Here is a 21,743-nt window from a genome sequence, read left to right as displayed (position 1 = left end):
TGCCACTGTATCTGCCACAATTAGCTGACCACTCTGTGAGTTTTCCTGACCCCTATACGGCACTGCGGGAACCTAACGGATTACTGGCTTTCGGTGGCGATCTTTCCGTTGAAAGAATGATCAGCGCCTATCGGCAGGGTATTTTTCCGTGGTTTTCAGAACAGGATCCTCTGCTCTGGTGGTCACCTGATCCGCGGGCAGTATTACCTCCGGGAGAGTTTCATGTCAGTCGCAGTATGGCCCGTTTCCACCGGACATCCCACTACAGAGTCACCGTCGACCAGGATTTTTCGTCCGTTATTCATGGCTGCGCTACACAACGCACAGACGGCACCTGGATTACAGATCAGGTTATCGCCGCCTGGCAGGAGCTATTCGGTGTGGGCCTGGCGCACTCCGTCGAAGTATGGGAGGGTGATCAGTTGACTGGTGGTTTATATGGTATGGCGGTCGGCCAGCTATTTTGTGCCGAATCGATGTTCAGCCGCGCTGAAAATGCGTCTAAAACTGCACTGATGAAGTTTTGCCAACATTTTTCTGATCACGGTGGTCGGTTAATTGATTGCCAGATCCTTAATCCCCATACTGCATCGTTGGGGGCCAGGGAAATATCTCGTGAGCATTATCTGCAACTCCTCGGTACTCTGCAGAACCAGCCGTTGCAGGCTGACTGCTGGCAACCAGGCCACGTAATTTAGCTGGCTGTAATGTTTTGCATACATTCGGCAGGAAAAGTGGTAGACTGCGTCAGCTTGTTATGTCGTTAGCGTTTTCGAAATGACTCTCCTGCACCGCTACCGGGAGTGAATATGCCGGGTACCAGAAGAACAACAAGGAAGGTTTTTCCCCGACTTGCTATTCCGATGAAAGCTCCTGCTTATTTCCACGATTGACGTCACAGCACCCGAATTTCCGTAGAGTGCGCATGTTTTCACATGACGCATAGCGAACTGTTGGTAAAAGCACCAACAATTCTTTACATAGATACCAGAATTCGGCATTATCTTGCCGATTCAAATTTAGCTAGTCCATTCAGAGGATTCGATGGCCAAAGAAGACAATATTGAAATGCAGGGTACCGTACTGGATACGTTGCCTAACACCATGTTCCGCGTTGAGCTTGAAAACGGCCACGTGGTTACCGCTCATATCTCTGGTAAAATGCGTAAAAACTATATCCGCATTCTGACCGGCGATAAAGTCACTGTAGAGCTGACGCCTTATGATTTGAGCAAGGGCCGCATTGTCTTCCGTAGTCGCTGATTTTCAGTAAAATAATTTGCCTGAAATAGCGGCATAAAAAAGGCCGGAATATCCGGCCTTCTGTTTTTACTGAACAGGATAACGGATCAATGTACCGTACCTGCTGCTTTGCGCTTTTCAGCACTTTCAAAGTGGTAGGTTAACGTATTGCTGGCTTTATCCAGCGCTACGATGACTGATCCTCCGTCAACCAACGAACCAAACAGCAGTTCATTCGCCAACGGTTTCTTCAGGTTCTCCTGCACTGTTCGTGCCATTGGTCTTGCACCCATTGCCTTGTCATAGCCTTTTTCAGCCAGCCAGTCACGGGCTTCATCACTGACTTCCAGAGAAACACCCTTCTGGTCCAGTTGTGCCTGCAACTCAACAATGAACTTATCCACCACCTGATGAATCACCTCGGCAGAGAGATGGTCAAACCAAATGATATTATCCAGACGGTTACGGAATTCCGGCGTAAAGGTCTTTTTAATCTCTTCCATCGCATCTGTCGTATTATCCTGATGGATAAGACCAATCGATTTACGTTCAGTCTCACGAACTCCGGCGTTGGTCGTCATGACCAGTACCACATTACGGAAATCGGCTTTACGACCATTATTATCCGTCAGTGTGCCATTATCCATCACCTGCAACAGCAGGTTAAACACATCAGGGTGCGCTTTTTCGATTTCATCCAGCAATACTACTGAGTGAGGATGTTTAATCACCGCATCGGTCAGTAATCCGCCCTGGTCAAAGCCAACATAGCCCGGAGGGGCCCCGATCAGTCGGCTCACGGTATGTCTTTCCATGTATTCAGACATATCAAAGCGCAATAACTCAATCCCCAGCGCTTTCGCGAGCTGTACCGTCACTTCTGTTTTACCTACCCCGGTAGGCCCGGCAAACAGGAAGGATCCCACCGGTTTATGATCCTGACCCAGGCCCGCCCGGCTCATTTTTATCGCTTCAGCCAGCGCATCGATGGCGTTATTCTGTCCAAATACCAGCATTTTCAGCCGTGAATCGAGATTACGTAAGGTATCTTTATCCGTGGCTGAAACACTCTGCTCCGGAATCCGCGCAATACGGGCGACAACTGACTCAATATCCTGGACGTTAATGGTTTTTTTGCGTTTGCTCTGGGGTACCAGACGCGCCCTGGCTCCCGCCTCATCAATAACGTCAATCGCTTTATCGGGCAGATGGCGATCGTTGATGTATTTCACCGCTAACTCGACCGCTGCACGCACCGCTTTGGCAGTGTAGCGAACATCATGATGTGCTTCATATTTGGCTTTCAGACCATTGATAATCTGGATGGTTTCTTCGGCAGAAGGTTCAGTAATATCAATCTTCTGGAAGCGCCGTGCCAGCGCACGATCTTTTTCGAAGATCGAGCTGTATTCCTGATATGTCGTCGAGCCCATCACTCTGATTTTGCCACTGGAAAGCAGTGGTTTAATCAGATTAGCGGCATCAACCTGGCCTCCGGAAGCGGCTCCCGCACCGATGATGGTATGGATCTCATCGATAAACAGAATGCTGTTTTCGTCCTGCTCCAGCTGTTTCAACAAAGCTTTAAAGCGTTTCTCGAAATCACCACGATACTTAGTGCCGGCCAGCAGAGAACCGATATCCAGGGAATACAGAGTACAGTCTTTCATCACCTCAGGGACATCACCCTGTTCGATGCGCCATGCCAGACCTTCGGCTATCGCGGTTTTACCGACGCCGGACTCACCCACCAGTAACGGGTTGTTTTTACGACGGCGACACAATACCTGCACCGCCCTTTCCAGCTCTTTGTCCCGGCCAATTAACGGATCGATACCGCCGACCCTTGCCAGCTGATTCAGATTGGTGGTGAAGTTCTCCATACGTTCCTCCCCGCCTGCACTCTGTTCTTCATTATTGGCCTGGTTATCCGTATTCGGCGAACTGTCTGATTCGTCTTTACGGGTCCCATGAGAAATAAAGTTCACCACGTCCAGACGGCTGACTTCATGCTTACGCAGCAGGTATGCCGCCTGAGACTCCTGCTCGCTGAAAATAGCCACCAGCACATTGGCACCGTTGACTTCACTGCGACCGGAAGACTGCACATGGAATACAGCACGCTGCAACACCCGCTGAAAGCTCAGCGTCGGCTGGGTATCACGTTCTGCATCACTGTCCGGAAGGACCGGGGTAGTTTTTTCGATGAAGGTTTCAAGTTCCTGACGCAGCACCCCCAAATCCACCGAGCAGGCTTCGAGTGCTTCGCGTGCTGACGGATTACTGATCAGCGCCAGTAACAGGTGTTCCACAGTCATAAACTCATGGTGGTGCTCCCGCGCCCTGGCGAAAGCCATATTTAAACTGAGTTCCAGTTCTTGATTGAGCATAAGGCACCTCCCCTCAATTAACGCTCTGATGTCTGCCTGTAGATATGGTGGCTTAATCAGCTTTTTCCAGAGTGCACAGCAAAGGATGTTCATTTTCCCGTGCGTACTGGTTCACTCTGACGACTTTAGTTTCTGCCACTTCGGCAGTAAACACACCACAAATGGCTTTTCCTTCGTAATGTACCGTCAGCATTAACTGTGTTGCGCGTTCAGTATCATAAGAAAAGAACTTTTGCAGTACGTCAATAACAAATTCCATAGGTGTATAATCGTCATTGTTCAAAATAACCTTATACATTGACGGTGGCTTCAGCTCCTCACGGATTTTATCCTCTGCAAGGTGTTCGAAATTTAGCCAGTCGTTAGTGTTCGCCATAATATTCCACTGAAGTGCCCGCTACTTTGCGTAAGTTTCATCCGCTAAGTCTAACATGCCGCAAAAATGATGCGCAGCCTGCAAGGCGATTGATAAAGATAAAACACACTCCCTTCGATACGCCATAGCGTTAACTGCTTCAAAGTTTGAGCAATTATCCCTGGTCGCCGGTTTGAATTTCTTGACCCTGTTTGCAGGTAAAGAGATAGTCTCAGCTAACGGCTTGTCTGTTTTTTCATCAGGTGGCTATTGTTACTCAGCCATCTTCTTTCAATTTTGCAATTCAGGTGAGAGGCATCGTCACATGGAAACGGGTTTTGTAAAATGGTTTAACAATGCCAAAGGATTCGGTTTTATTTGTCCGGACACAGGAGGTGAAGATGTTTTCGCACATTACTCCACCATTCAGATGGAAGGATATAAAACACTTAAGGCCGGACAGAAAGTCAATTTTAACGCCAGCGAAGGCGACAAAGGTAACCAGGCAAGTCTGATTATTCCGCTCTCTGACGCTGAGATCAATCTGTCATAATCCAACGGGCTGCGCAAGTCTCCCCCGCACAGCACGTTAAATAAAGGGGGTCAGGGATATTTACCTTGTGCCAGCCCGCGTACTCTGCCCAGCATTCTTCTTAACAACATTGGAATCGACTGCACTCCCCGCCCGGCAACCGCCGAAGACACAGCAATCGCCAGTGAAGGCTTAGAACTTCGCTGAATCGCTCGCGTAATGACGCGGTGCATATTAACTCCTGACTCCGGTGGGAGTCCGGCCACCTCACGATAAACATCAGCAAAACCCTGCCGGTAAAAGTAATGTTCAATATCCTTTGCCGGAAGCCGGGTCAGGTGATGACGGACCTGTTGCTGTTCTGAAAGTTGACTTTGGGCTACCGTCGCATACTTGTTACCTGCTTCATCACCATCGGTCAGTACATGCCAGGGAATTCCCATCAGACGCGCATATTTCAGCAGCGGTCTGAGTCCCGCCTGAGCAAACTCCACCACATAAATCCCTTCAGAAGTTAACGATAATCCCGACAGACGTGCCAGTTCATTAATCATCCAGACTTCAGTCTCACCCTCCACCAGTAACCAGCAACGACCGAACAATGCAGACGGACGGTTAACCTGAATATGAAAGGTGATTTTACGCAGCTCATCAGCGGGGAGTTGTCCGGCCGATAGCTGACGACTGGTGGTGGATTGCCTGCCCCGATCAAGCCGGCAAATATTCTCCAGTGTGACCATTGAAAGTAGTTCTGCGGAATTCGTAGTGACAATTTTTTGCAACGGTAACAGGCTGAGAAACTCCCAGGTGACCGACAGCATCCTTGGATGTAGTCGTGTTTCAGGATCTTCCAGCAGCAGTATGGGCCGGACCCTGTCAGAAAATGAATCTGTCGCCTGAGGCTGTGCAACCGCCATAAAGAGCGCCAGTAACCAGGGATCTCTCTCATTCCCGGGCATGGCAGAAATACGACGACTAAGATTACTCAGCTGCTGCCAGGGTAATTCATTACGTAACGATAAAATTTCCTGACGATCGGAGGGCACAGCAGACCGCTGAATACGGAAATAGTGATCAGCAAGCTGATGCAGAGTTTCCAGTGCCTGACGTATCATATCAGCATTCACGCCGCGCGTCGGATCTGCAAAACGGCCAGATAATGTGGTCAACTGAGCCGCTGACTTTGATGCATCAGTGGCATCTGCCAGCCTCCGGTGGCTGGCAGGTTGCCTGGGATTGAAGCGCGCATCACGTAACCGCAGCACCGGGAACAGACGACGCAGAGTCTCTGCAGCCTCGCTTGCAACAGCATCAGACAGCTCTGGCACATCAGGAAACCGGCAATACTGACGTGCATTCTCCCCCTCCAGAACCGCATATACGCCATAACGTAATACCCGCCGCTCTGAGGGAGCCCCGGTCAGCAGAGTTTTCAGTGAGTCTGGCAATGCCTCTGCTTCAGGCCCAAAGCTGAGAGTCAGTAAAATATGGCATCGGTGAGCCCGGGGCTCTTCCTGTGGTTGAAAAAAGTCGCGGGATGTAAAACTGTAATCCATGCCCTGAGGCGATAAACTGAGGCTAAGTGCATCCAGCAAACTGGATTTCCCCCAGGTATTTTCACCTATCAACAGCATCGTCTGCTTAAACGGCAATGATAAATAGGAGATCCCGCGAAACGCCTTTATTTCAATATGTTCCAGTATCATCAGCCGCTCATCACTCCATCGTAACAGATTAGAAATGCTGTAAATTCACCGAACTCCCGGAATTTATCTGACCTTGATGGCATATCTGACATCCAGCCAAAGATAGCTGATTTTACCCGGCTGTGCCTGTCAAATGCTAAGCCATACACAGGAAATATCGCCACAGTCGACCTGCTCCCCGTGACTGGCCCCCGGAGGAGATTCCAGCCACCCGGTTCTCCTCCTTCGTTGCAGAGACAGCGGTAATGCCACACAACATCCTGTCGGGGTTCATCATTTAAGCTACACTTTTGTTCATTATTTCTGCTGTAAATTGATACTTCACTGTACCGGTTTCACTATCACAGGAGTAGAGAATGAAGAATACGGTCGCCTCGTTTATCGTAAAAAGTCTGGAACTTGCCGGAGTTAAACGGATTTGGGGAGTCACTGGTGACTCATTAAATGGAATCAGTGACAGTCTGAATAACCTGAAAACTATCGAATGGATGTCCACCCGCCACGAAGAAGCCGCTGCATTTGCTGCGGGAGCCGAAGCGATGGTGACCGGACAGTTGGCTGTTTGTGCAGGTTCCTGCGGACCAGGCAACCTTCATCTGATCAACGGGTTATTTGACTGCCACCGCAATAATGTTCCGGTTCTGGCCATTGCTGCCCATATTCCCTCCAGCGAAATTGGCAGTAACTACTTTCAGGAAACCCATCCTCAGGAACTGTTTAAAGAGTGCAGTCACTATTGTGAACTGGTGTCTAACCCGGAACAGTTACCGGTAGTGCTATCCATAGCCATGCGTAAGGCCATACTAAATAAAGGGGTATCGGTGATTGTACTGCCCGGTGATATTGCACTGGAGCCCGCCCCGGAACATGCGCCTTTAGCCTGGTACCCGCCAGCGTTACCTGTCACCGTTCCGCCGTTGCTCCAACTGGACACCCTGGCTGCCATGCTGAATCAGTCACAGAATATTACCCTGTTGTGTGGGAGTGGCTGCGCCGGTGCTCACCAACAGGTTACTGAACTTGCTAAAATGCTTAAGGCGCCGATAGTTCATGCATTGCGCGGTAAAGAACACCTTGAATTTGATAATCCTTATGATGTAGGAATGACCGGTTTTATTGGCTTTTCCTCCGGGTATCACGCCATGTTAAATGCGGATACTCTGGTGTTACTGGGGACCCGGTTCCCCTACCGTGCTTTTTATCCGACAGAGGCCAAAGTCATTCAACTGGATCTTTCGGCCGATAGTCTGGGCGCGCATTGCCATGTAGACTTTCCGGTTGTGGGGGATGTGAAGGCGACGCTGCAACTGCTGCTGCCGCGGTTGCAGGAAAAACAGGATCGGAAGCATCTTGATAAAGCCATCGAAAACTACCATGACGCACGCAAAGATCTGGACGAACTGGCAACACCCAACGATAAATTACCGATCCATCCCCAATATCTGGCCGATCAGATCAGCAAACTAGCCAGTGACGATGCCATTTTTACCTGTGATGTGGGAACCCCAACGGTCTGGGCGGCGCGTTACCTGAAAATGAACGGTAAACGCCGACTGCTTGGGTCGTTTAATCACGGGTCTATGGCCAATGCCATGCCTCAGGCCATGGGCGCACAGACCGTGGATAGATCCCGTCAGGTGGTGGCTCTGTGTGGTGACGGTGGATTTGCCATGCTGATGGGAGACCTTTTATCCATCGCTCAGCATAAACTGCCGGTTAAGCTGATTATTTTCAATAACAGTGTGCTGGGTTTTGTCGCTATGGAGATGAAGGCAGGTGGATTCCTGACAGATGGCACTGAGCTGGATAACCCGGATTTTGCGGCGATAGCCGCTGCCTGTAACATCAAAGGGATTCATGTTGAGAAAGCCTCAGAACTTCCCGAAGCACTACAGCAGGCGTTTGCCCACCCGGGTCCGGTGCTGGTAGATGTCACGACCGCCCGGGAAGAGCTGGTCATGCCTCCGAAAATCAAACTGGAACAAGCTAAAGGATTTAGTCTGTATATGCTGCGGGCAATTATTAACGGACGAGGCGATCAGGTCATCGATCTGGCAAAAACCAACTGGTTGCGTTAAAAAGAGGTGTGGCCACTGCGGTGGCCCTTTAACCTGATACTCTTTCTGATACTGCGGAGCAGCCTGTGATTGATTTACGAAGTGATACTGTGACCCGGCCGGGTGCTGAAATGTTACGTAAGATGATGGCCGCACCAACAGGCGATGATGTCTATGGTGATGATCCTACGGTTAATGCTCTGCAGGAAAAAGCGGCTGCATTGAGTGGTAAACAGGCCGCGCTGTTTTTCCCTTCAGGTACCCAGGCTAATCTGGTGGCTTTGCTAAGCCATTGTCAGCGTGGTGATGAATATATTGCCGGCCAGCTGGCCCATAATTATAAATATGAAGCCGGCGGTGCCGCGGTACTGGGTAGTATTCAGCCTCAGCCGGTCATGGCACTGGATGACGGAACTTTACCGTTAGAGGAAATCCGTAAGGTTATCAAACCCCGTGATATCCATTTTGCCCGTACCCGGCTTATCAGCATCGAAAATACCCACCATGGTAAAGTGCTGCCATTACCCTATCTGAAAGAAGTTTTTGATTTCTCACGCCAGCATCAGCTGGGCCTGCATGTGGATGGCGCCCGTATTTTTAACGCAGCGGTAGCCTGCGGCCAGCCACTGGAATCACTCAGCCGTTACAGTGACAGCCTGTCGATCTGTTTATCAAAAGGACTCGGGACGCCGGTCGGATCTTTGCTGTGTGGCAGCCGTGAGTTTATTGATGAAGCCAATCGCTGGCGCAAAATGACCGGTGGTGGAATGCGCCAGGCCGGAATTCTGGCCGCCGCAGGTATTTATGCCCTGGATCACAACGTAGAACGTCTGGCAGAAGATCACGAAAATGCCCGCTGGATGGCGCAGGAATTAACTGAACTTGGTGTTGATGTGGAATGCCAGCATACCAATATGCTGTTTATTCGCCTGGCGGAAACACAGATAGCGCCGCTTCAGCAGTGGATGGTTCAGCATAATATTCTTATCAGTTTTTCGGCACGGACCCGGCTGGTCACTCATATCGATGCCGACCGTCAGGCACTGCAACAAGTCATTAGCGTCTGGAAAGCTTTTTTACAGCAGTAACCTTAAGGCTTGCTACTAATTCAGTAGAGTGAGCCATACTTTTCCAACAACGCCCTGGCAATAGCTTCTGTTTGGGCATCAGCTTTGCCGCTGACCAGCCAGGGTCTGAAATGCATCTGAAATGCTTTGATTACTGTGTATTGTTGTGACTCAGATGCTTTCTCATCCGGACCGTAGCCGTACTGGTGCAATAACCCCATCAAAATGGTTGGGTCCGTGGCTTGTAAAGGTGCCCGGCCTGCTATCCAGAATGTCACCCTTTGCGGGTCAGGCCATGCCCCCAGCCCTTGCCTTGCCAAAGTCTGCCATGGGAAACATGGGCCCGGGTCCTGTTTTCGTAACGGCGCGATGTCACTGTGGCCGACAATATTCTGTGGGGGGATATGATAACGATTAATAATATCCCGCAGTAACCTGGTGAGTACGGTAATTTGCCCGGCCGGGTATACATCACAACGATACCCTCCGGCCGTGCGGTAATATCCCCGGTTGACCAGTTCTATACCGACCGAAATGTTATTCAGGTGACTCATCCCCTGCCAACTGCTCTGTCCCGCATGCCAGGCCACCTGAGATTCAGGAACCAGCTGTTGAATGTCTGCGCTGCCGGCACCAGCTGTAATCGGGTTGGGGATCAGATAATGAGCGCTGACTTTCTCAGTCGTGAGAATGTGCAACGAATCGACATTATTCTCCGCAGTGTAATGAATAACCACCATCTGCACCCGTGGTTCCTGACCCATAGCCTGATGGCGATTATCGACTGAATAACCCGCATACTGAGTGATGCCCGGAGCACGGCAGCCGCACAGCAGTACGGCCAGCAATAACCAACTTCGTTTCATTTTGTTTCCTGCCACTGCCCCGGGTCCCGTCATATCTGGCTGCACCATACACCACAACACATTCTGCTGCAGTTCTGACCGCATAAGGCATTAAAATAATTTTCAGCCAGCGGAATTGCATAACTATGCTGGCAACGTTACTATCTGACCACTTTACCACTATTCAATTTTTACGCATGAGTATTCAATTAAACGGGATTAACTGCTTTTACGGCGAGCACCAGGCACTGTTCGACATTAGTCTGAATTGTCCCCGGGGTGAAACACTGGTACTACTCGGTCCGAGTGGTGCAGGTAAAAGCTCGCTCCTGCGGGTACTCAATCTACTGGAAATGCCACGTTCCGGCGAACTTTCTATTGCCGGTAATCAGTTCAATTTCAGTAATAAGCCTTCTGAAAACGATATTCGTGAACTTCGACGTAACGTAGGAATTGTGTTTCAGCAGTATAATCTCTGGCCACATTTAACCGTGATGCAGAACCTGACTGAGGCTCCATGCAGAGTGCTGGGGCTGAGTAAAGAGGCTGCCGTACAGCGTGCCAACGGCTTACTGGAAAGACTGAAGCTCACGCCGTTCGCCAGCCGTTTTCCGCTTCACCTGTCCGGCGGGCAGCAGCAACGTGTGGCAATTGCCAGAGCTTTGATGATGGAACCCCGGGTATTGTTGTTTGATGAGCCGACCGCAGCGCTGGACCCGGAAATCACCAGCCAGGTGGTCGATATCATACGTGAATTATCACGAACCCATATTACTCAGGTGATTGTTACACATGAAGTCGAGGTAGCCCGTAAAACGGCCAGTCGCGTGGTATACATGGAAAACGGTCATATTATCGAACAGGGTGATGCCGGGCATTTTAGTCAGCCGCAGACCCCTGAATTTGCACATTACCTGTCTCACTAACCGGATAATAACGATGAAAAAAATTATTGTAGCCGCCCTGCTGGCCAGTGCCAGCCTCAGTGCCTCTGCTGCCACTACACTGCATTTTGCCACCGAAGCCTCTTATCCTCCGTTTGAGTTTATCGGCACGGATAACAAAATCCAGGGCTTTGACGTGGATTTGGCCAACGCTATCTGTAAAAAAATTGACGCAACCTGCGTATTCAGTAACCAGTCCTTTGACAGCCTGATCCCCGGACTGAAATTCCGTCGTTATGATGCAGTCATGGCAGGTATGGATATTACGCCAGACCGTGAAAAGCAGGTACTGTTCACTCAGGCCTATTATGACAACTCAGCGCTGTTCATTGCTCAGAAAGGTAAGTTCACTGATATCGCCTCTCTGAAAGGTTTACGTGTAGGTGTTCAGAACGGAACAACTCACCAGAAATATCTGACAGACAAGCACCCTGAAATTACCATGGTACCTTATGACAGTTATCAAAATGCCATGTTGGATCTGCAGAATGGCCGCCTGAATGCTGTGTTTGGAGACACTGCCGTCGTCAATGAGTGGCTGAAGAAAGATCCTAAACTTGGCGCGGTGGGTAATAAAGTCACCGACAAAGATTACTTTGGCACCGGACTGGGAATCGCCGTCCGCCAGGGCAATACTGCACTGCAGAAGTCTCTGAATGATGGCCTGACTGCCGTTAAAGCTGACGGTGAGTATCAGAAGATTTACCACAAATGGTTTCAGCAGTAATTTCTGATGATTGACTTATTTGCTATAGCAAGTGCCGCCGGGATGACCGTCGGCCTTGCCGTTTGCGCCCTGTTGATTGGCCTGTTGCTGGCAATGCTGTTTGCCGGCTGGGAATCTCTGCGTTTCAAAGTGTTGGCCTGGCCCGGAACCTTACTGGTGACCGTTTTACGGGGATTACCGGAAATTCTGGTCGTGCTCGGGATCTACTTTGGCGCCTCACAGGTATTGCTGACTCTGTCAGATGGTTTTGATATCCCGTTAGGGTTTACCCGGTTTCATATCCAGATGACCATCAGTGATTTCAATGTCAGCCCGTTCCTGTGCGGAGTGATTGCGTTAGCGCTGTTATATTCATCTTATGCTTCCCAGACTTTGCGTGGTGCCCTGAAAGCCGTTCCCAACGGTCAGTGGGAATCAGGACAGGCCCTGGGAATGAAAAAATTCACCATCTTCCGACGGTTAATTCTGCCACAAATGTGGCGCCATGCCCTGCCGGGACTGGGAAATCAGTGGTTGGTATTGCTGAAGGATACTGCACTGGTATCACTGATCAGCGTCAATGACCTGATGTTGCAAACCAAAAGTATTGCTATCCGCACCCAACAACCTTTTACCTGGTATTTAATTGCTGCAGCGGTTTACCTGCTGGTGACCTTGGTTAGCCAGTTTATTTTAAAGCGGGTGGAGCTTCGCGCTACCCGGTTTGAACAGGAGAATGCCTGATGGCTGAGTATTTTCCTCAATTGCTGAAAGGCTTGCCGGTCAGCCTGTTTCTGACGCTGTCATCGATAGTGATTGCGCTGATTCTGGCGGTCATTTTTACGCTGATTCTGGCGCTGAAAAAGCCACTGGCCGGCAGAGCGGTTAAATTATACATCACACTGTTTACCGGGACTCCGTTGCTGGTACAGATCTTCCTAATCTATTATGGGCCTGGACAGTTTCCACAGTTACAACATTATCCTCATTTATGGTCGCTGCTCTCCCAGCCCTGGTTGTGTGCCATCGTAGCGTTATCCCTGAACAGCGCAGCTTATACCACCCAGTTATTCTATGGTGCTGTCAAAGCAATAGCCCCGGGGCAATGGCAATCCTGCGTCGCTTTGGGCATGAGTAAGGGGCAGACACTGCGTATTTTGTTGCCCTATGCTTTTAAACGTGCCCTTTCTGCCTATTCCAACGAAGTGATTCTGATTTTTAAGAGCACTTCGCTGGCTTATACCATTACTCTGATGGATGTGATGGGTCAGGGCCAGTTGTTGTTTGGCCGCAGTTATGACGTCACGGTATTTATTGCGGCAGGTATTATCTATCTTTGTATCAACGGGTTGCTGACCCTGTTATTGCGCGGCGTAGAACACTATGCTCTGCGTTTCGAACGCCGTAACTGACAAAATGCGGGCAGAATAATTTTAGCTGCCCGCGACATTTCTGCTCTGCGGCTGATTGCTGAGTCGTCACACTTATTCTGCCCGCCTGGCTATCCTTATTTACGACGAAAATAATACCGGCTGCTGGCCGGCAGATAGAGCATCAGCAAAATTACCATGTCCGGGATTTTCTGTAGTAACAGATGCACACTCAACTGACTGACATCGGCAACATCTAACCCGTCAGCAATCCCCGGAATCTGCCCGCCAAATATCCCTGCCATCGCTAACGTCAGACACAGGCAGCCGGTAAAAATAAGTCTGCCGCTTCGCCTGCCTGCCAGCAATAACCCGGCACTGATCAGTTCCGCAAGCAACAGCACCAGCAATACACTAAACAGCAAGACATAACCTGGCAGAGTACTGAGTTCCTGAAATACGCCATCACGAGGCGGACCTTCAGGATGCCAAAGACACATTAGCAGGTTAAACAATCGCGTTAAAATTATCGCCAGCACCGCAGCGATCACCGGAGCGGGTAAATGGCTTCGTGCCTTGTCGGCTCTCCCTGGCATCACGTACTTCTCCTGTATTTTACAGCCCTTCAGGTTCGTTGCTCAGGAAGTCTCATGCCGTGCGTTATGACCATCCCGTATCCGCTTCTTCTCTTCCTGAGCCATCATCCGCCAGGCGATAAATCCTACCAACCCTACGATAAACAAAATTAAGGATGCCAGGGCATTGATCTCCGGATTGACCCCGCGCCGGACTGCGGCAAAAATAGCCATTGGCAGAGTTGTCGCACCAGGTCCTGTTACAAAGCTGGAGATCACTAAATCGTCCAGTGACAAAGTAAATGCCAGTAACCAGCCAGTGACCACTGCCGGCAAAATCATTGGCAGTGTAATGACAAAAAAGACTTTAACAGGGCCTGCACCAAGATCGAGTGCCGCCTCTTCAAAAGAACGATCCAGTTCCCGTAACCGGGCATTAATCACCACTGACACGTAGGCCGTACAGAAAGTCACATGTGCCATCCAGATAGTCAGCGCCCCCCTGTCAGCCGGCCAGCCAAATGCCTTTGCCATGGCTACAAATAGCAAGAGTAACGATAGACCGGTGATAACATCTGGCATAACCAGTGGCGCTGTCAGCATAAATGCAAAACTTTTATTACCGCGAAACCGGCCAAATCTGACAATAGCAAAGGCTGCCAGTGTCCCCAGAACCACGGCCATACAGGCCGCCATCGCGGCAATCGACAGACTTAGCACCACAGCATCTATCATAGCACTGTCCTGAAACAGCTGTCGGTACCAACGCGCAGAGAAATGATCCCAGACAGTGACCAGTGCAGAGCTGTTAAACGAATACACCACCAGCAACAGCATCGGTGCATACAAAAACGTGAAACACAGCAGCAAAATGATGATCCGCCATGGCGAACGTGATACCGGTAGTGCATTCATCGTTCAGCTCCTGATTGTTTATTTTGCTGCTTATGGAACCAGATAATCGGCAGTATCAGGATCAGTAATATAATCACTGCCAATGCTGATGCCACCGGCCAGTCACGGTTGTTGAAAAACTCCTGCCACAAAATCCTGCCAATCATGATGCTGTCCGGACCGCCCAGCAGTTCGGGAATGACGTACTCACCCACTGCCGGAATAAATACCAGCATCGAGCCGGCAATAATACCGCCACGGGTTAGCGGAACGATAACACTGAAAAATGTCCTTAGAGGTCGGGCTCCTAAATCCTGGGAGGCTTCCACCAAAGAATAATCGATGCGAGTTAACGCAGTATATATAGGTAACACCATAAACGGCAGGTAACAGTAGACAATACCGATATAGACGGCAATATTGGTATACAAAATGACCAGCGGGTGATCGATAACTCCTAACCAAAGCAGGAAACGATTCAGTATGCCATTATTATTCAGTAGTCCCATCCAGGCATATACTCTCACCAGGAAAGAGACCCAGGAGGGCAATACTACCAGTAATAACAGGATATTACGGGTTGCAGGTTTACTGTGAGCCACAGCCCAGGCCAGGGGATAAGCAATGATCAGGCAGATCACCGTTGAGATAGCGGCGGTCTTCAGCGATTGCAGATAGGCATCAAGATACAACGGGTCATCGGTTAACTGCAGATAATTGCCGAAATCAAGGACCAGACTTAACTGATCATCAGCCCAGCTCAATAGCTCAGTATAGGGCGGGATAGCCCGGGCAATATCGGCAAAGCTGATTTTCAGGACAATGAGAAATGGCAGTAAAAAAAGACCACCAGCCACAAAGCCGGTGCAAGGATCACCAGTTTACGGCCGTGCTTCATCTGCAAACGTTCACGTAGCCTGGGCTTTATTTTATCCGCCACCACAGGCTTGTCATGCTCCACACGAAACAGTTCAGTCATCACATCCTCCTCAGGCCGTCAGAACTACACAACTGTCTGTTTCCCAGCATAAAGTCACCTGGTCACCCCAGACTGGTGCGCCAGCCCGGTAGCGATTAGCATTCTGCAACTGAGCACTCAGCATCTGTCCACTGGCAAGACGAACATGATAGACCGATAAATCTCCCAGATAGGCAATATGTACGACTTCACCACGGGCAATGTTATAACCTTCCGCTGGCAACTCAGTGCAAAGCATGACTTTCTCCGGACGTAGCGCAACGCAAACCGGCACATTTTCGGTAACAGTCTCTGCACTGTCTACTTTCAGTGGAAACTCCAGACCAGGACTGCTGATAATCATGCCATCGGATAGTTTTTCTGTGAGTACCCCCTCAAACACATTCACAGAACCAATAAATTCGGCACTGTATCGGCTGGTAGGATGCTCATAGATATCCTCCGGTTCTCCCATCTGGATAAATTTACCGCGATTCATGATGGCAATACGGCCGGCCATCGTCATGGCTTCTTCCTGATCGTGAGTCACCATGACACAGGTTGCCCCTACCCGCTCCAGAATATCCACGACCTCCAGCTGCATCCGGTCACGTAATTTTTTATCCAGCGCCCCCATGGGTTCATCGAGCAGTAATAACCTCGGTCGTTTGGCGAGGCTTCGGGCTAATGCCACCCGTTGCCGCTGACCTCCGGAGAGTTGGTGAGGTTTTCTTTTGGCATATTCCTGCATGTGAACCAGCATCAGCATTTCTTCGACACGGGCTGTAATTTCGGCTTTAGGCAGCCGGTCCTGCTTCAGACCAAAGGCAATATTCTGTTCAACTGTCATGTGCGGAAACAGAGCATAAGACTGGAACATCATATTCACAGGACGCTGGTAGGGTGGCACGCTGGAAAGATCTTTACCCTCAAGAATAATTTGCCCATGGGTTGGCGTTTCAAAGCCCGCCAACATTCTCAGCAATGTTGATTTCCCACAGCCAGATGCCCCAAGCAGAGCAAAAATTTCCCCTTTATAGATGGTAAGACTGACATCATCAACAGCGTTCTGCCCGTCGAATGATTTGGTGAGATTACGTATTTCGAGTAACGGGGTAAGCGGCTTAGCCGTTTTAGGTTGCGGGCGGATATCATTAACCACGGCATATCTCCGGGACAGCAAAATCAGAACAAAGAGTCAGTAAGCCCGACATACCCCCGGAACTTACTGACGTTTCTCATGACACCATTAATTACTGGCCGCTTTTCACCCGGGTCCAGGCGCGGGTACGTACACGGTCTAATTTAGGATCCTGCACTTTCAGGACAAACAGTTTTTTCATCACTTCCGGCGTCGGGAATATTCCCGGGTTATTACGGACATCTGCATTAATTAATGGCAGCGAAGCTTTATTTCCGTTTGCGTAGTAAACACTGTTCGAAATATTGGCGATGACCTTAGGATCCATGATGTAGTTAAGCCATTCATACGCCTCTTCGGTGTTTTTGGCATCTTTCGGGATTGCCATCGTATCGAAGAATGCCAGGGCACCCTGTTTCGGAATACTGTAAGCCAGGTGAACACCATTTTTAGCCGTATCAGCGCGGTTTTTTGCCTGCAAAACGTCTCCCGCCCAACCGATAGCAACACAGATATTACCGTTAGCCAGGTCATTGATGTATTGAGATGAATGGAAATAACGAATATTTGGACGTAATTTGAGTAGAAGATCGGTCGCAGCCCCGGAGTAATCTTTCGGATTACTGCTGTTAGGATCTTTACCCAGATAATTCAGTACGGTGGCGAAAATCTCTTCGGGAGCATCGAGGAATGACACACCGCAGCTTTGGAGCTTTTTCAGGTTATCAGGATTAAGAACCAGATCCCAGCTGTCTACCGGGGCATCTTTACCCAATACCTGACGGACTTTATCGATGTTATAGCCAATGCCGGTAGTCGCCCACAGATAAGGGATCGCATATTTATTACCCGGATCATGCTGAGTAATTTTTTCCATCAGTTCCGGATCAAGGTTTTTATAGTTAGGTAATTTGCTCTTATCCAGTGGCTGAAACACCCCGGATTGCAGTTGACGAGCCAGGAAACTGGACGAAGGTACCACAACATCATAGCCGGTATTCCCGGCCATCAGTTTCCCTTCCAGCACTTCGTTCGAGTCAAACACATCGTAAACAACTTTGATACCCGTTTGTTTTTCAAAATTAGCGACTGTGTCCGGAGCAATATAGTCCGACCAATTGTAAACATGTAAGACTTTTTGCTCTGCCACCGTAGTTGCAGAAATTGCCATCAGTGCCCCGGCAATAACTGCCGGTAACCATTTTTTACCCTGGCTGAACATATTTTCCTTCCTCCGACACCAAAAATGAAAAAACCCGCTCAGGCGATGCAAAATTGACGCCATTTTCCAGACAACCTCGATAAAAATCATTTACGCTGTGGCTTAATCAAAAGTAACCATTGAAACCCGTGGTTACATAAGGCTGTTGCAAGAATATAACTCCACACGGGTTTGCGCCATGCGGCGGTACAAAAAACCAACTCAGTCGGGTCAGGCGAAAAATCTTAGAATTTTATATGGCGATAACCGCCATTTTTAGGAAATAAAAACCAGGAAACCCACCAAAAGCGGAATATGTTATGGAAGGGATTCAGAAATTAATTACTCAAAACCACCACTCCCGCACCGGAGAGCAGTAGTGGGAATTATTGAAGATTAATGAAGTACAGCCTGACGAGAGAGAGGTTGCAACATATCACTGTCATCAGCCACCATCAGCATATGACTGGCAAAAGCTTCCATAATAATCATTGAGGCCTGGGCTTCACTTTGCTGCATAAAGTAAACAAACTGAGAAAAGGTGATACCACATTCAATATTCAGCGACTGGCAAACAATCAGTTTTGGGATAGTCTCATCCTGAACATCAAGAAAGACTTTGGCTGTCAGAGAGCTGGCATTGATGTGGGACAGTTCACCGGCCAGAGATAACAGCGCGGAAGGTCTGACTTCTGCTCTGGCAGTAAATAAAATAATATTGTCCGCAATATCCAACTTTGCATCAAAAACGCCATCAAAACTCTGCATCGCGGGTAAATGCAGTGCCTGGCAGCTGTCACATTCGAACCATTCGATATGTTGCTTATCCATCCATTCACACAGTGTTTGAGTTCCTGGCTTGACCAGTGTTTCCATTTTCATATCCGGCGAAAGAATCAGCGCAATAGACTACGCATGAATGACAGTAAACACCACTGCATTCGGAAAAAAGCACTACCGGGACCTCATAAATTAACAGAATGAGTCACCAGTTCAGCGGGATAGGATCATCTAACTGTTGGGGCAATGCACTCCCCTGATGCAACGCTATGCACCAGGGCGGTGCCCCCCCCCTAATTTGCGGGTGTTTTCTGTGCATCCTCAGAAAATGGTTAATGGAATCAGGAGGGTAATGGATTAGCGGGTTGCCCAACCTTGCTGATGCAAAAAATCTAACATAAATGGACGGTTTTCTTTAATGATCATCCGTTGAATCATTTCACTCCAGCTTTCGTGACGGCTGTTGGTTGCGCGTTGCTGGTAATAGGCAAGAATATGCTGGTCATACTCGTGAAGCGCCTGTGGATCGACAGGCTGATAACGATTTTCGTGTACCAGAAGAGTATGAGGCATACGTGGTTTAACTTCAGGTTTTGTATCAGGCCAGCCAATGCACAGCCCGAAAAGTGGTAAAACAAAGCGTGGCAATTCCAACAACTCAGTCACTTCGCGCGGGTTATTTCGCAAACCGCCAATAAAAACCCCGCCCAATCCCATGGATTCTGCAGCGACCATAGCATTCTGTGCCATCAACGCCGTATCAACACAACCCAGTAATAACTGTTCGGCCAGCCCCAGTTCGGCCTGCGGGCAAATTTGTTGATGGCGGTTGAAGTCAGCACAAAACACCCAGAATTCTGCTGCAGCACTGACCCAGGGTTGCTGCCCTGCCAGTTCAGCCAGACGGTCACGCTTTTGAGGATCGCTGATGCGGATAATTGAGCTACATTGTAAAAAACTGGAGGTAGACGCAGACTGTGCCGCATTGAGAATAGCATGACGCTGTTGTTCGGTGACTGGCTGTTGTCCGAAGGCCCGCACAGAACGATGATCGCAAAGTAAATCGATCGTTGGGGTCATGACTTTCTCCTTTATAAAATGATGAGAGCAATGTTTATTTTCGACCGGATAATTTCGGAAACATGGCTTTAAGCGTACGCCAGATGAGTAAAATAACCGCAGGTAAAATCATAATCACCCCGCAAAACAGGCTGATTTTAGCAAGGACATGCTTATCTGCGGCTGATCTCAATCCTGTACCACTATTGAGTAACACTAACGCGAGCAGAACGAAAAAAATACCAATAACTTCCAGAATAATCAGCCTGCGGGGTAATCGCGTACTATCCTGCATTCAATGGGCTCCTCTTTTACCGATTGTGCGACCGCCATAGTCCCGGGCCGCTGATTGATAGTAGCATTCAGACTGACAGGTATTTCCTGCTTTTAATCATGCCAGCTGACAGGCATGATACACAGACTTTATTGTACTGAAATCTGATATTACTTACACAGGAGATCGCTATGTTCGCAGTGATTTTTGGTCGTCCGGGTTGCCCATATTGTGTCCGTGCTAAAGACCTTGCAGAGAAATTAACCGAAGAACGCGATGATTTTAACTATCGCTATGTCGATATTCATGCTGAAGGGATTACCAAAGCAGATCTGGAGAAAACCGTCGGTAAGCCAGTGGAAACTGTACCGCAGATTTTCCTTGATCAACTGCACGTTGGCGGTTTTACCGACTTCGAAGCCTATGCAAAAGAGAATCTCGGTCTCTACCAGTAATGCTTCAGTCAGGTGCATGGTTTCCCGCTATGTGCCTGACATCAGTGTATTCTGTTGTTCCGTTGTCTGCCGCTGAAATCCTTGTGACGGGCCATCGCCTGTTACCATCCCCCCCCTCTTCAGAAAGCCTCATTGAGTAGATTGTACGTTCTCCTCACTGAGGATGAACCCCACATTGCTATTCCCCCGGGCGGGAACGCTTATTGTGCTTATTTGGCCGTTTAATAGTTAAATTTTTGTACAGAAGCGAACTTTCCCTGACTCTGGTCGTCATACCTTGTGCCACTGCTTTTCTTTAAAGTCCCCTGATGTTCGGGTCCCGCCAGTTTACTGGCGGGTTTTTTATTTCTACCGCCCGTTACAACACTTCGTGCTACTAAACAGCAAAAGCACATTAAAACAAGAAATAAGACCAGGATTATTTACTTTCTGTGACGTTGTTTTATGCTGTTAAGATTATCTTAATCACCAGACAGTAGGCTGACGTTCTGATTTAGAATAGCTCCGACGCCGAACGCTGTAACATCGCTTCGAACGATGATAAGGACCGCATGAAATAATGGAAAACCTTAACCACATTCTGTTCCTGTGGATTAATGCCACCCCCGATTCCCCTCACGCCTTTATTGAACTGGCTCTGTTTTTTGCCAAAGATCTGATAGCGATAGTCCCGTTACTGATTATTGCCCTGTGGCTATGGGGTCCAGATAGTCAGGTGACCAGTCAGCGAGTACTGGTATTGAAAACAGGCACTGCGTTAGTTTACGCACTGGCCATTGCCACCATTGTTGCGTTTATTTACCCGCATCCACGCCCATTTGCCATCGGTCTGGGTTATCAGTTCCTCAGCCATAGCCCGGACAGCTCTTATCCGAGTGATCATGGCACCACTATCTTCACTTTTGCTTTAGCATTTATCTTCTGGCACAGAGTCTGGTCCGGGATAATTTTACTGGTCGTCGGAACGGGTATTGCATGGTCCAGGGTCTATCTGGGAGTTCATTGGCCCATGGATATGTTGGGTGGTTTTCTGGTTGGGATGCTGGGCTGTATGGCGTCACAATGCGGATGGGCTCTGTACGGGGAGCGCCTGCTAGCGCTGGCCAGCGCAGTATACCGTTATATTTTTGGCCCAATGATTCGTAAAGGCTGGGTACGTCACTAAACGATGATAACGGGCAAAGTTGACACT

Annotated in this window: 22 protein-coding genes and 1 pseudogene; 11 read left to right on the top strand and 12 right to left on the bottom strand. The window is 49.1% G+C overall.

The window, feature by feature from the left end; all coding sequences use genetic code 11:
- The first annotated feature begins 5 nt into the window (after positions 1-5).
- The gene (gene aat, locus HA49_RS01520; protein WP_038020362.1) at positions 6-698 is read left to right on the top strand and encodes a leucyl/phenylalanyl-tRNA--protein transferase; all 693 of its coding nucleotides are present in this window, start codon (positions 6-8) and stop codon (positions 696-698) included.
- Between the two features lie 346 nt (positions 699-1,044).
- Positions 1,045-1,263, top strand: a complete 219-nt coding sequence (infA, locus tag HA49_RS01515) for a translation initiation factor IF-1 (RefSeq protein ID WP_002211347.1) — start codon at positions 1,045-1,047, stop codon at positions 1,261-1,263.
- 86 nt (positions 1,264-1,349) lie between these two features.
- On the opposite strand, the gene clpA is transcribed toward infA, so the two are convergent.
- Together clpA and clpS are read right to left on the bottom strand one after the other, a co-directional pair.
- On the bottom strand, positions 1,350-3,632 hold the full coding sequence (clpA, locus tag HA49_RS01510) for an ATP-dependent Clp protease ATP-binding subunit ClpA (protein ID WP_038019758.1): 2,283 nt from the start codon (positions 3,630-3,632) through the stop codon (positions 1,350-1,352).
- Between the two features lie 52 nt (positions 3,633-3,684).
- The gene (gene clpS / locus HA49_RS01505; protein ID WP_038019755.1) at positions 3,685-4,008 is read right to left on the bottom strand and encodes an ATP-dependent Clp protease adapter ClpS; all 324 of its coding nucleotides are present in this window, start codon (positions 4,006-4,008) and stop codon (positions 3,685-3,687) included.
- A gap of 304 nt (positions 4,009-4,312) precedes the next feature.
- Here clpS and cspD point away from each other — a divergent pair, with 304 nt between their 5' ends.
- A complete protein-coding gene (gene cspD, locus HA49_RS01500; RefSeq protein ID WP_038019752.1) occupies positions 4,313-4,540 on the top strand; it encodes a cold shock domain-containing protein CspD in 228 nt (75 codons plus the stop codon).
- Positions 4,541-4,590: 50 nt separating this feature from the next.
- Here cspD and HA49_RS01495 read toward each other — a convergent pair whose 3' ends face one another.
- Positions 4,591-6,225, bottom strand: a complete 1,635-nt coding sequence (locus HA49_RS01495) for a DUF2813 domain-containing protein (RefSeq protein WP_038019749.1) — start codon at positions 6,223-6,225, stop codon at positions 4,591-4,593.
- Between the two features lie 356 nt (positions 6,226-6,581).
- Here HA49_RS01495 and poxB point away from each other — a divergent pair, with 356 nt between their 5' ends.
- Together poxB and ltaE are read left to right on the top strand one after the other, a co-directional pair.
- Positions 6,582-8,303, top strand: coding sequence for a ubiquinone-dependent pyruvate dehydrogenase (poxB, locus tag HA49_RS01490; protein ID WP_038019747.1), 1,722 nt, complete (start codon positions 6,582-6,584; stop codon positions 8,301-8,303).
- 65 nt (positions 8,304-8,368) lie between these two features.
- Positions 8,369-9,370 carry a low-specificity L-threonine aldolase gene (gene ltaE, locus HA49_RS01485; protein WP_038019744.1) on the top strand — a complete coding sequence of 334 codons (1,002 nt, stop codon included), beginning with the start codon at positions 8,369-8,371 and terminating at the stop codon, positions 9,368-9,370.
- 20 nt (positions 9,371-9,390) lie between these two features.
- Here ltaE and HA49_RS01480 read toward each other — a convergent pair whose 3' ends face one another.
- On the bottom strand, positions 9,391-10,215 hold the full coding sequence (locus HA49_RS01480) for an N-acetylmuramoyl-L-alanine amidase (RefSeq protein ID WP_038020360.1): 825 nt from the start codon (positions 10,213-10,215) through the stop codon (positions 9,391-9,393).
- Between the two features lie 176 nt (positions 10,216-10,391).
- Between HA49_RS01480 and artP the strand changes: the two genes are divergently transcribed.
- From artP to artM, 4 genes are read left to right on the top strand one after another with little or no spacing between them, the layout of a single operon-like run.
- Positions 10,392-11,120, top strand: a complete 729-nt coding sequence (gene artP / locus HA49_RS01475) for an arginine ABC transporter ATP-binding protein ArtP (protein ID WP_038020357.1) — start codon at positions 10,392-10,394, stop codon at positions 11,118-11,120.
- A 13-nt stretch (positions 11,121-11,133) separates the two neighbouring features.
- On the top strand, positions 11,134-11,865 hold the full coding sequence (artJ, locus tag HA49_RS01470) for an arginine ABC transporter substrate-binding protein (protein ID WP_038019741.1): 732 nt from the start codon (positions 11,134-11,136) through the stop codon (positions 11,863-11,865).
- A 6-nt stretch (positions 11,866-11,871) separates the two neighbouring features.
- On the top strand, positions 11,872-12,588 hold the full coding sequence (gene artQ, locus HA49_RS01465) for an arginine ABC transporter permease ArtQ (protein WP_038019739.1): 717 nt from the start codon (positions 11,872-11,874) through the stop codon (positions 12,586-12,588).
- Positions 12,588-13,256, top strand: coding sequence for an arginine ABC transporter permease ArtM (gene artM / locus HA49_RS01460; RefSeq protein ID WP_038019736.1), 669 nt, complete (start codon positions 12,588-12,590; stop codon positions 13,254-13,256). The genes artQ and artM overlap by 1 nt, the downstream gene beginning before the upstream one ends.
- A gap of 95 nt (positions 13,257-13,351) precedes the next feature.
- On the opposite strand, the gene HA49_RS01455 is transcribed toward artM, so the two are convergent.
- The 8 genes and pseudogenes from HA49_RS01455 to HA49_RS01420 form a co-directional block, all read right to left on the bottom strand.
- Positions 13,352-13,810, bottom strand: a complete 459-nt coding sequence (locus HA49_RS01455) for a YbjO family protein (RefSeq protein WP_038019733.1) — start codon at positions 13,808-13,810, stop codon at positions 13,352-13,354.
- Positions 13,811-13,852: 42 nt separating this feature from the next.
- Positions 13,853-14,704 carry a putrescine ABC transporter permease PotI gene (gene potI, locus HA49_RS01450; protein ID WP_038019732.1) on the bottom strand — a complete coding sequence of 284 codons (852 nt, stop codon included), beginning with the start codon at positions 14,702-14,704 and terminating at the stop codon, positions 13,853-13,855.
- Positions 14,701-15,581, bottom strand: a pseudogene (gene potH, locus HA49_RS01445) (putrescine ABC transporter permease PotH). The gene potI and the pseudogene potH overlap by 4 nt, the downstream one beginning before the upstream one ends.
- A gap of 91 nt (positions 15,582-15,672) precedes the next feature.
- Positions 15,673-16,803: a putrescine ABC transporter ATP-binding subunit PotG gene (gene potG / locus HA49_RS01440; protein ID WP_046791631.1), complete on the bottom strand. Its 1,131-nt coding sequence runs from the start codon at positions 16,801-16,803 to the stop codon at positions 15,673-15,675.
- Positions 16,804-16,894: 91 nt separating this feature from the next.
- A complete protein-coding gene (potF, locus tag HA49_RS01435) occupies positions 16,895-18,004 on the bottom strand; it encodes a spermidine/putrescine ABC transporter substrate-binding protein PotF (protein ID WP_038019723.1) in 1,110 nt (369 codons plus the stop codon).
- Between the two features lie 375 nt (positions 18,005-18,379).
- Entirely contained in the window at positions 18,380-18,859 is a 480-nt protein-coding gene (locus HA49_RS01430; protein WP_038019720.1) for a YbjN domain-containing protein, read from the bottom strand.
- Between the two features lie 261 nt (positions 18,860-19,120).
- Positions 19,121-19,843: an oxygen-insensitive NADPH nitroreductase gene (gene nfsA, locus HA49_RS01425; RefSeq protein ID WP_038019717.1), complete on the bottom strand. Its 723-nt coding sequence runs from the start codon at positions 19,841-19,843 to the stop codon at positions 19,121-19,123.
- A 34-nt stretch (positions 19,844-19,877) separates the two neighbouring features.
- On the bottom strand, positions 19,878-20,117 hold the full coding sequence (locus HA49_RS01420; RefSeq protein ID WP_038019714.1) for a DUF1418 family protein: 240 nt from the start codon (positions 20,115-20,117) through the stop codon (positions 19,878-19,880).
- Between the two features lie 170 nt (positions 20,118-20,287).
- Here HA49_RS01420 and HA49_RS01415 point away from each other — a divergent pair, with 170 nt between their 5' ends.
- Both HA49_RS01415 and ybjG read left to right on the top strand, forming a co-directional pair.
- Positions 20,288-20,551 carry a GrxA family glutaredoxin gene (locus HA49_RS01415; protein ID WP_038019711.1) on the top strand — a complete coding sequence of 88 codons (264 nt, stop codon included), beginning with the start codon at positions 20,288-20,290 and terminating at the stop codon, positions 20,549-20,551.
- Positions 20,552-21,110: 559 nt separating this feature from the next.
- Positions 21,111-21,716 carry an undecaprenyl-diphosphate phosphatase gene (gene ybjG, locus HA49_RS01410; RefSeq protein ID WP_038019710.1) on the top strand — a complete coding sequence of 202 codons (606 nt, stop codon included), beginning with the start codon at positions 21,111-21,113 and terminating at the stop codon, positions 21,714-21,716.
- Positions 21,717-21,743 lie beyond the last annotated feature (27 nt).

Origin of the sequence: Tatumella morbirosei (assembly GCF_000757425.2) — a bacterium.
Classification (GTDB): Bacteria; Pseudomonadota; Gammaproteobacteria; order Enterobacterales; family Enterobacteriaceae; genus Tatumella; species Tatumella morbirosei.
Note: the sequence above shows the minus strand (reverse complement) of the source record. Positions and strands in the feature narration are given on the sequence as shown.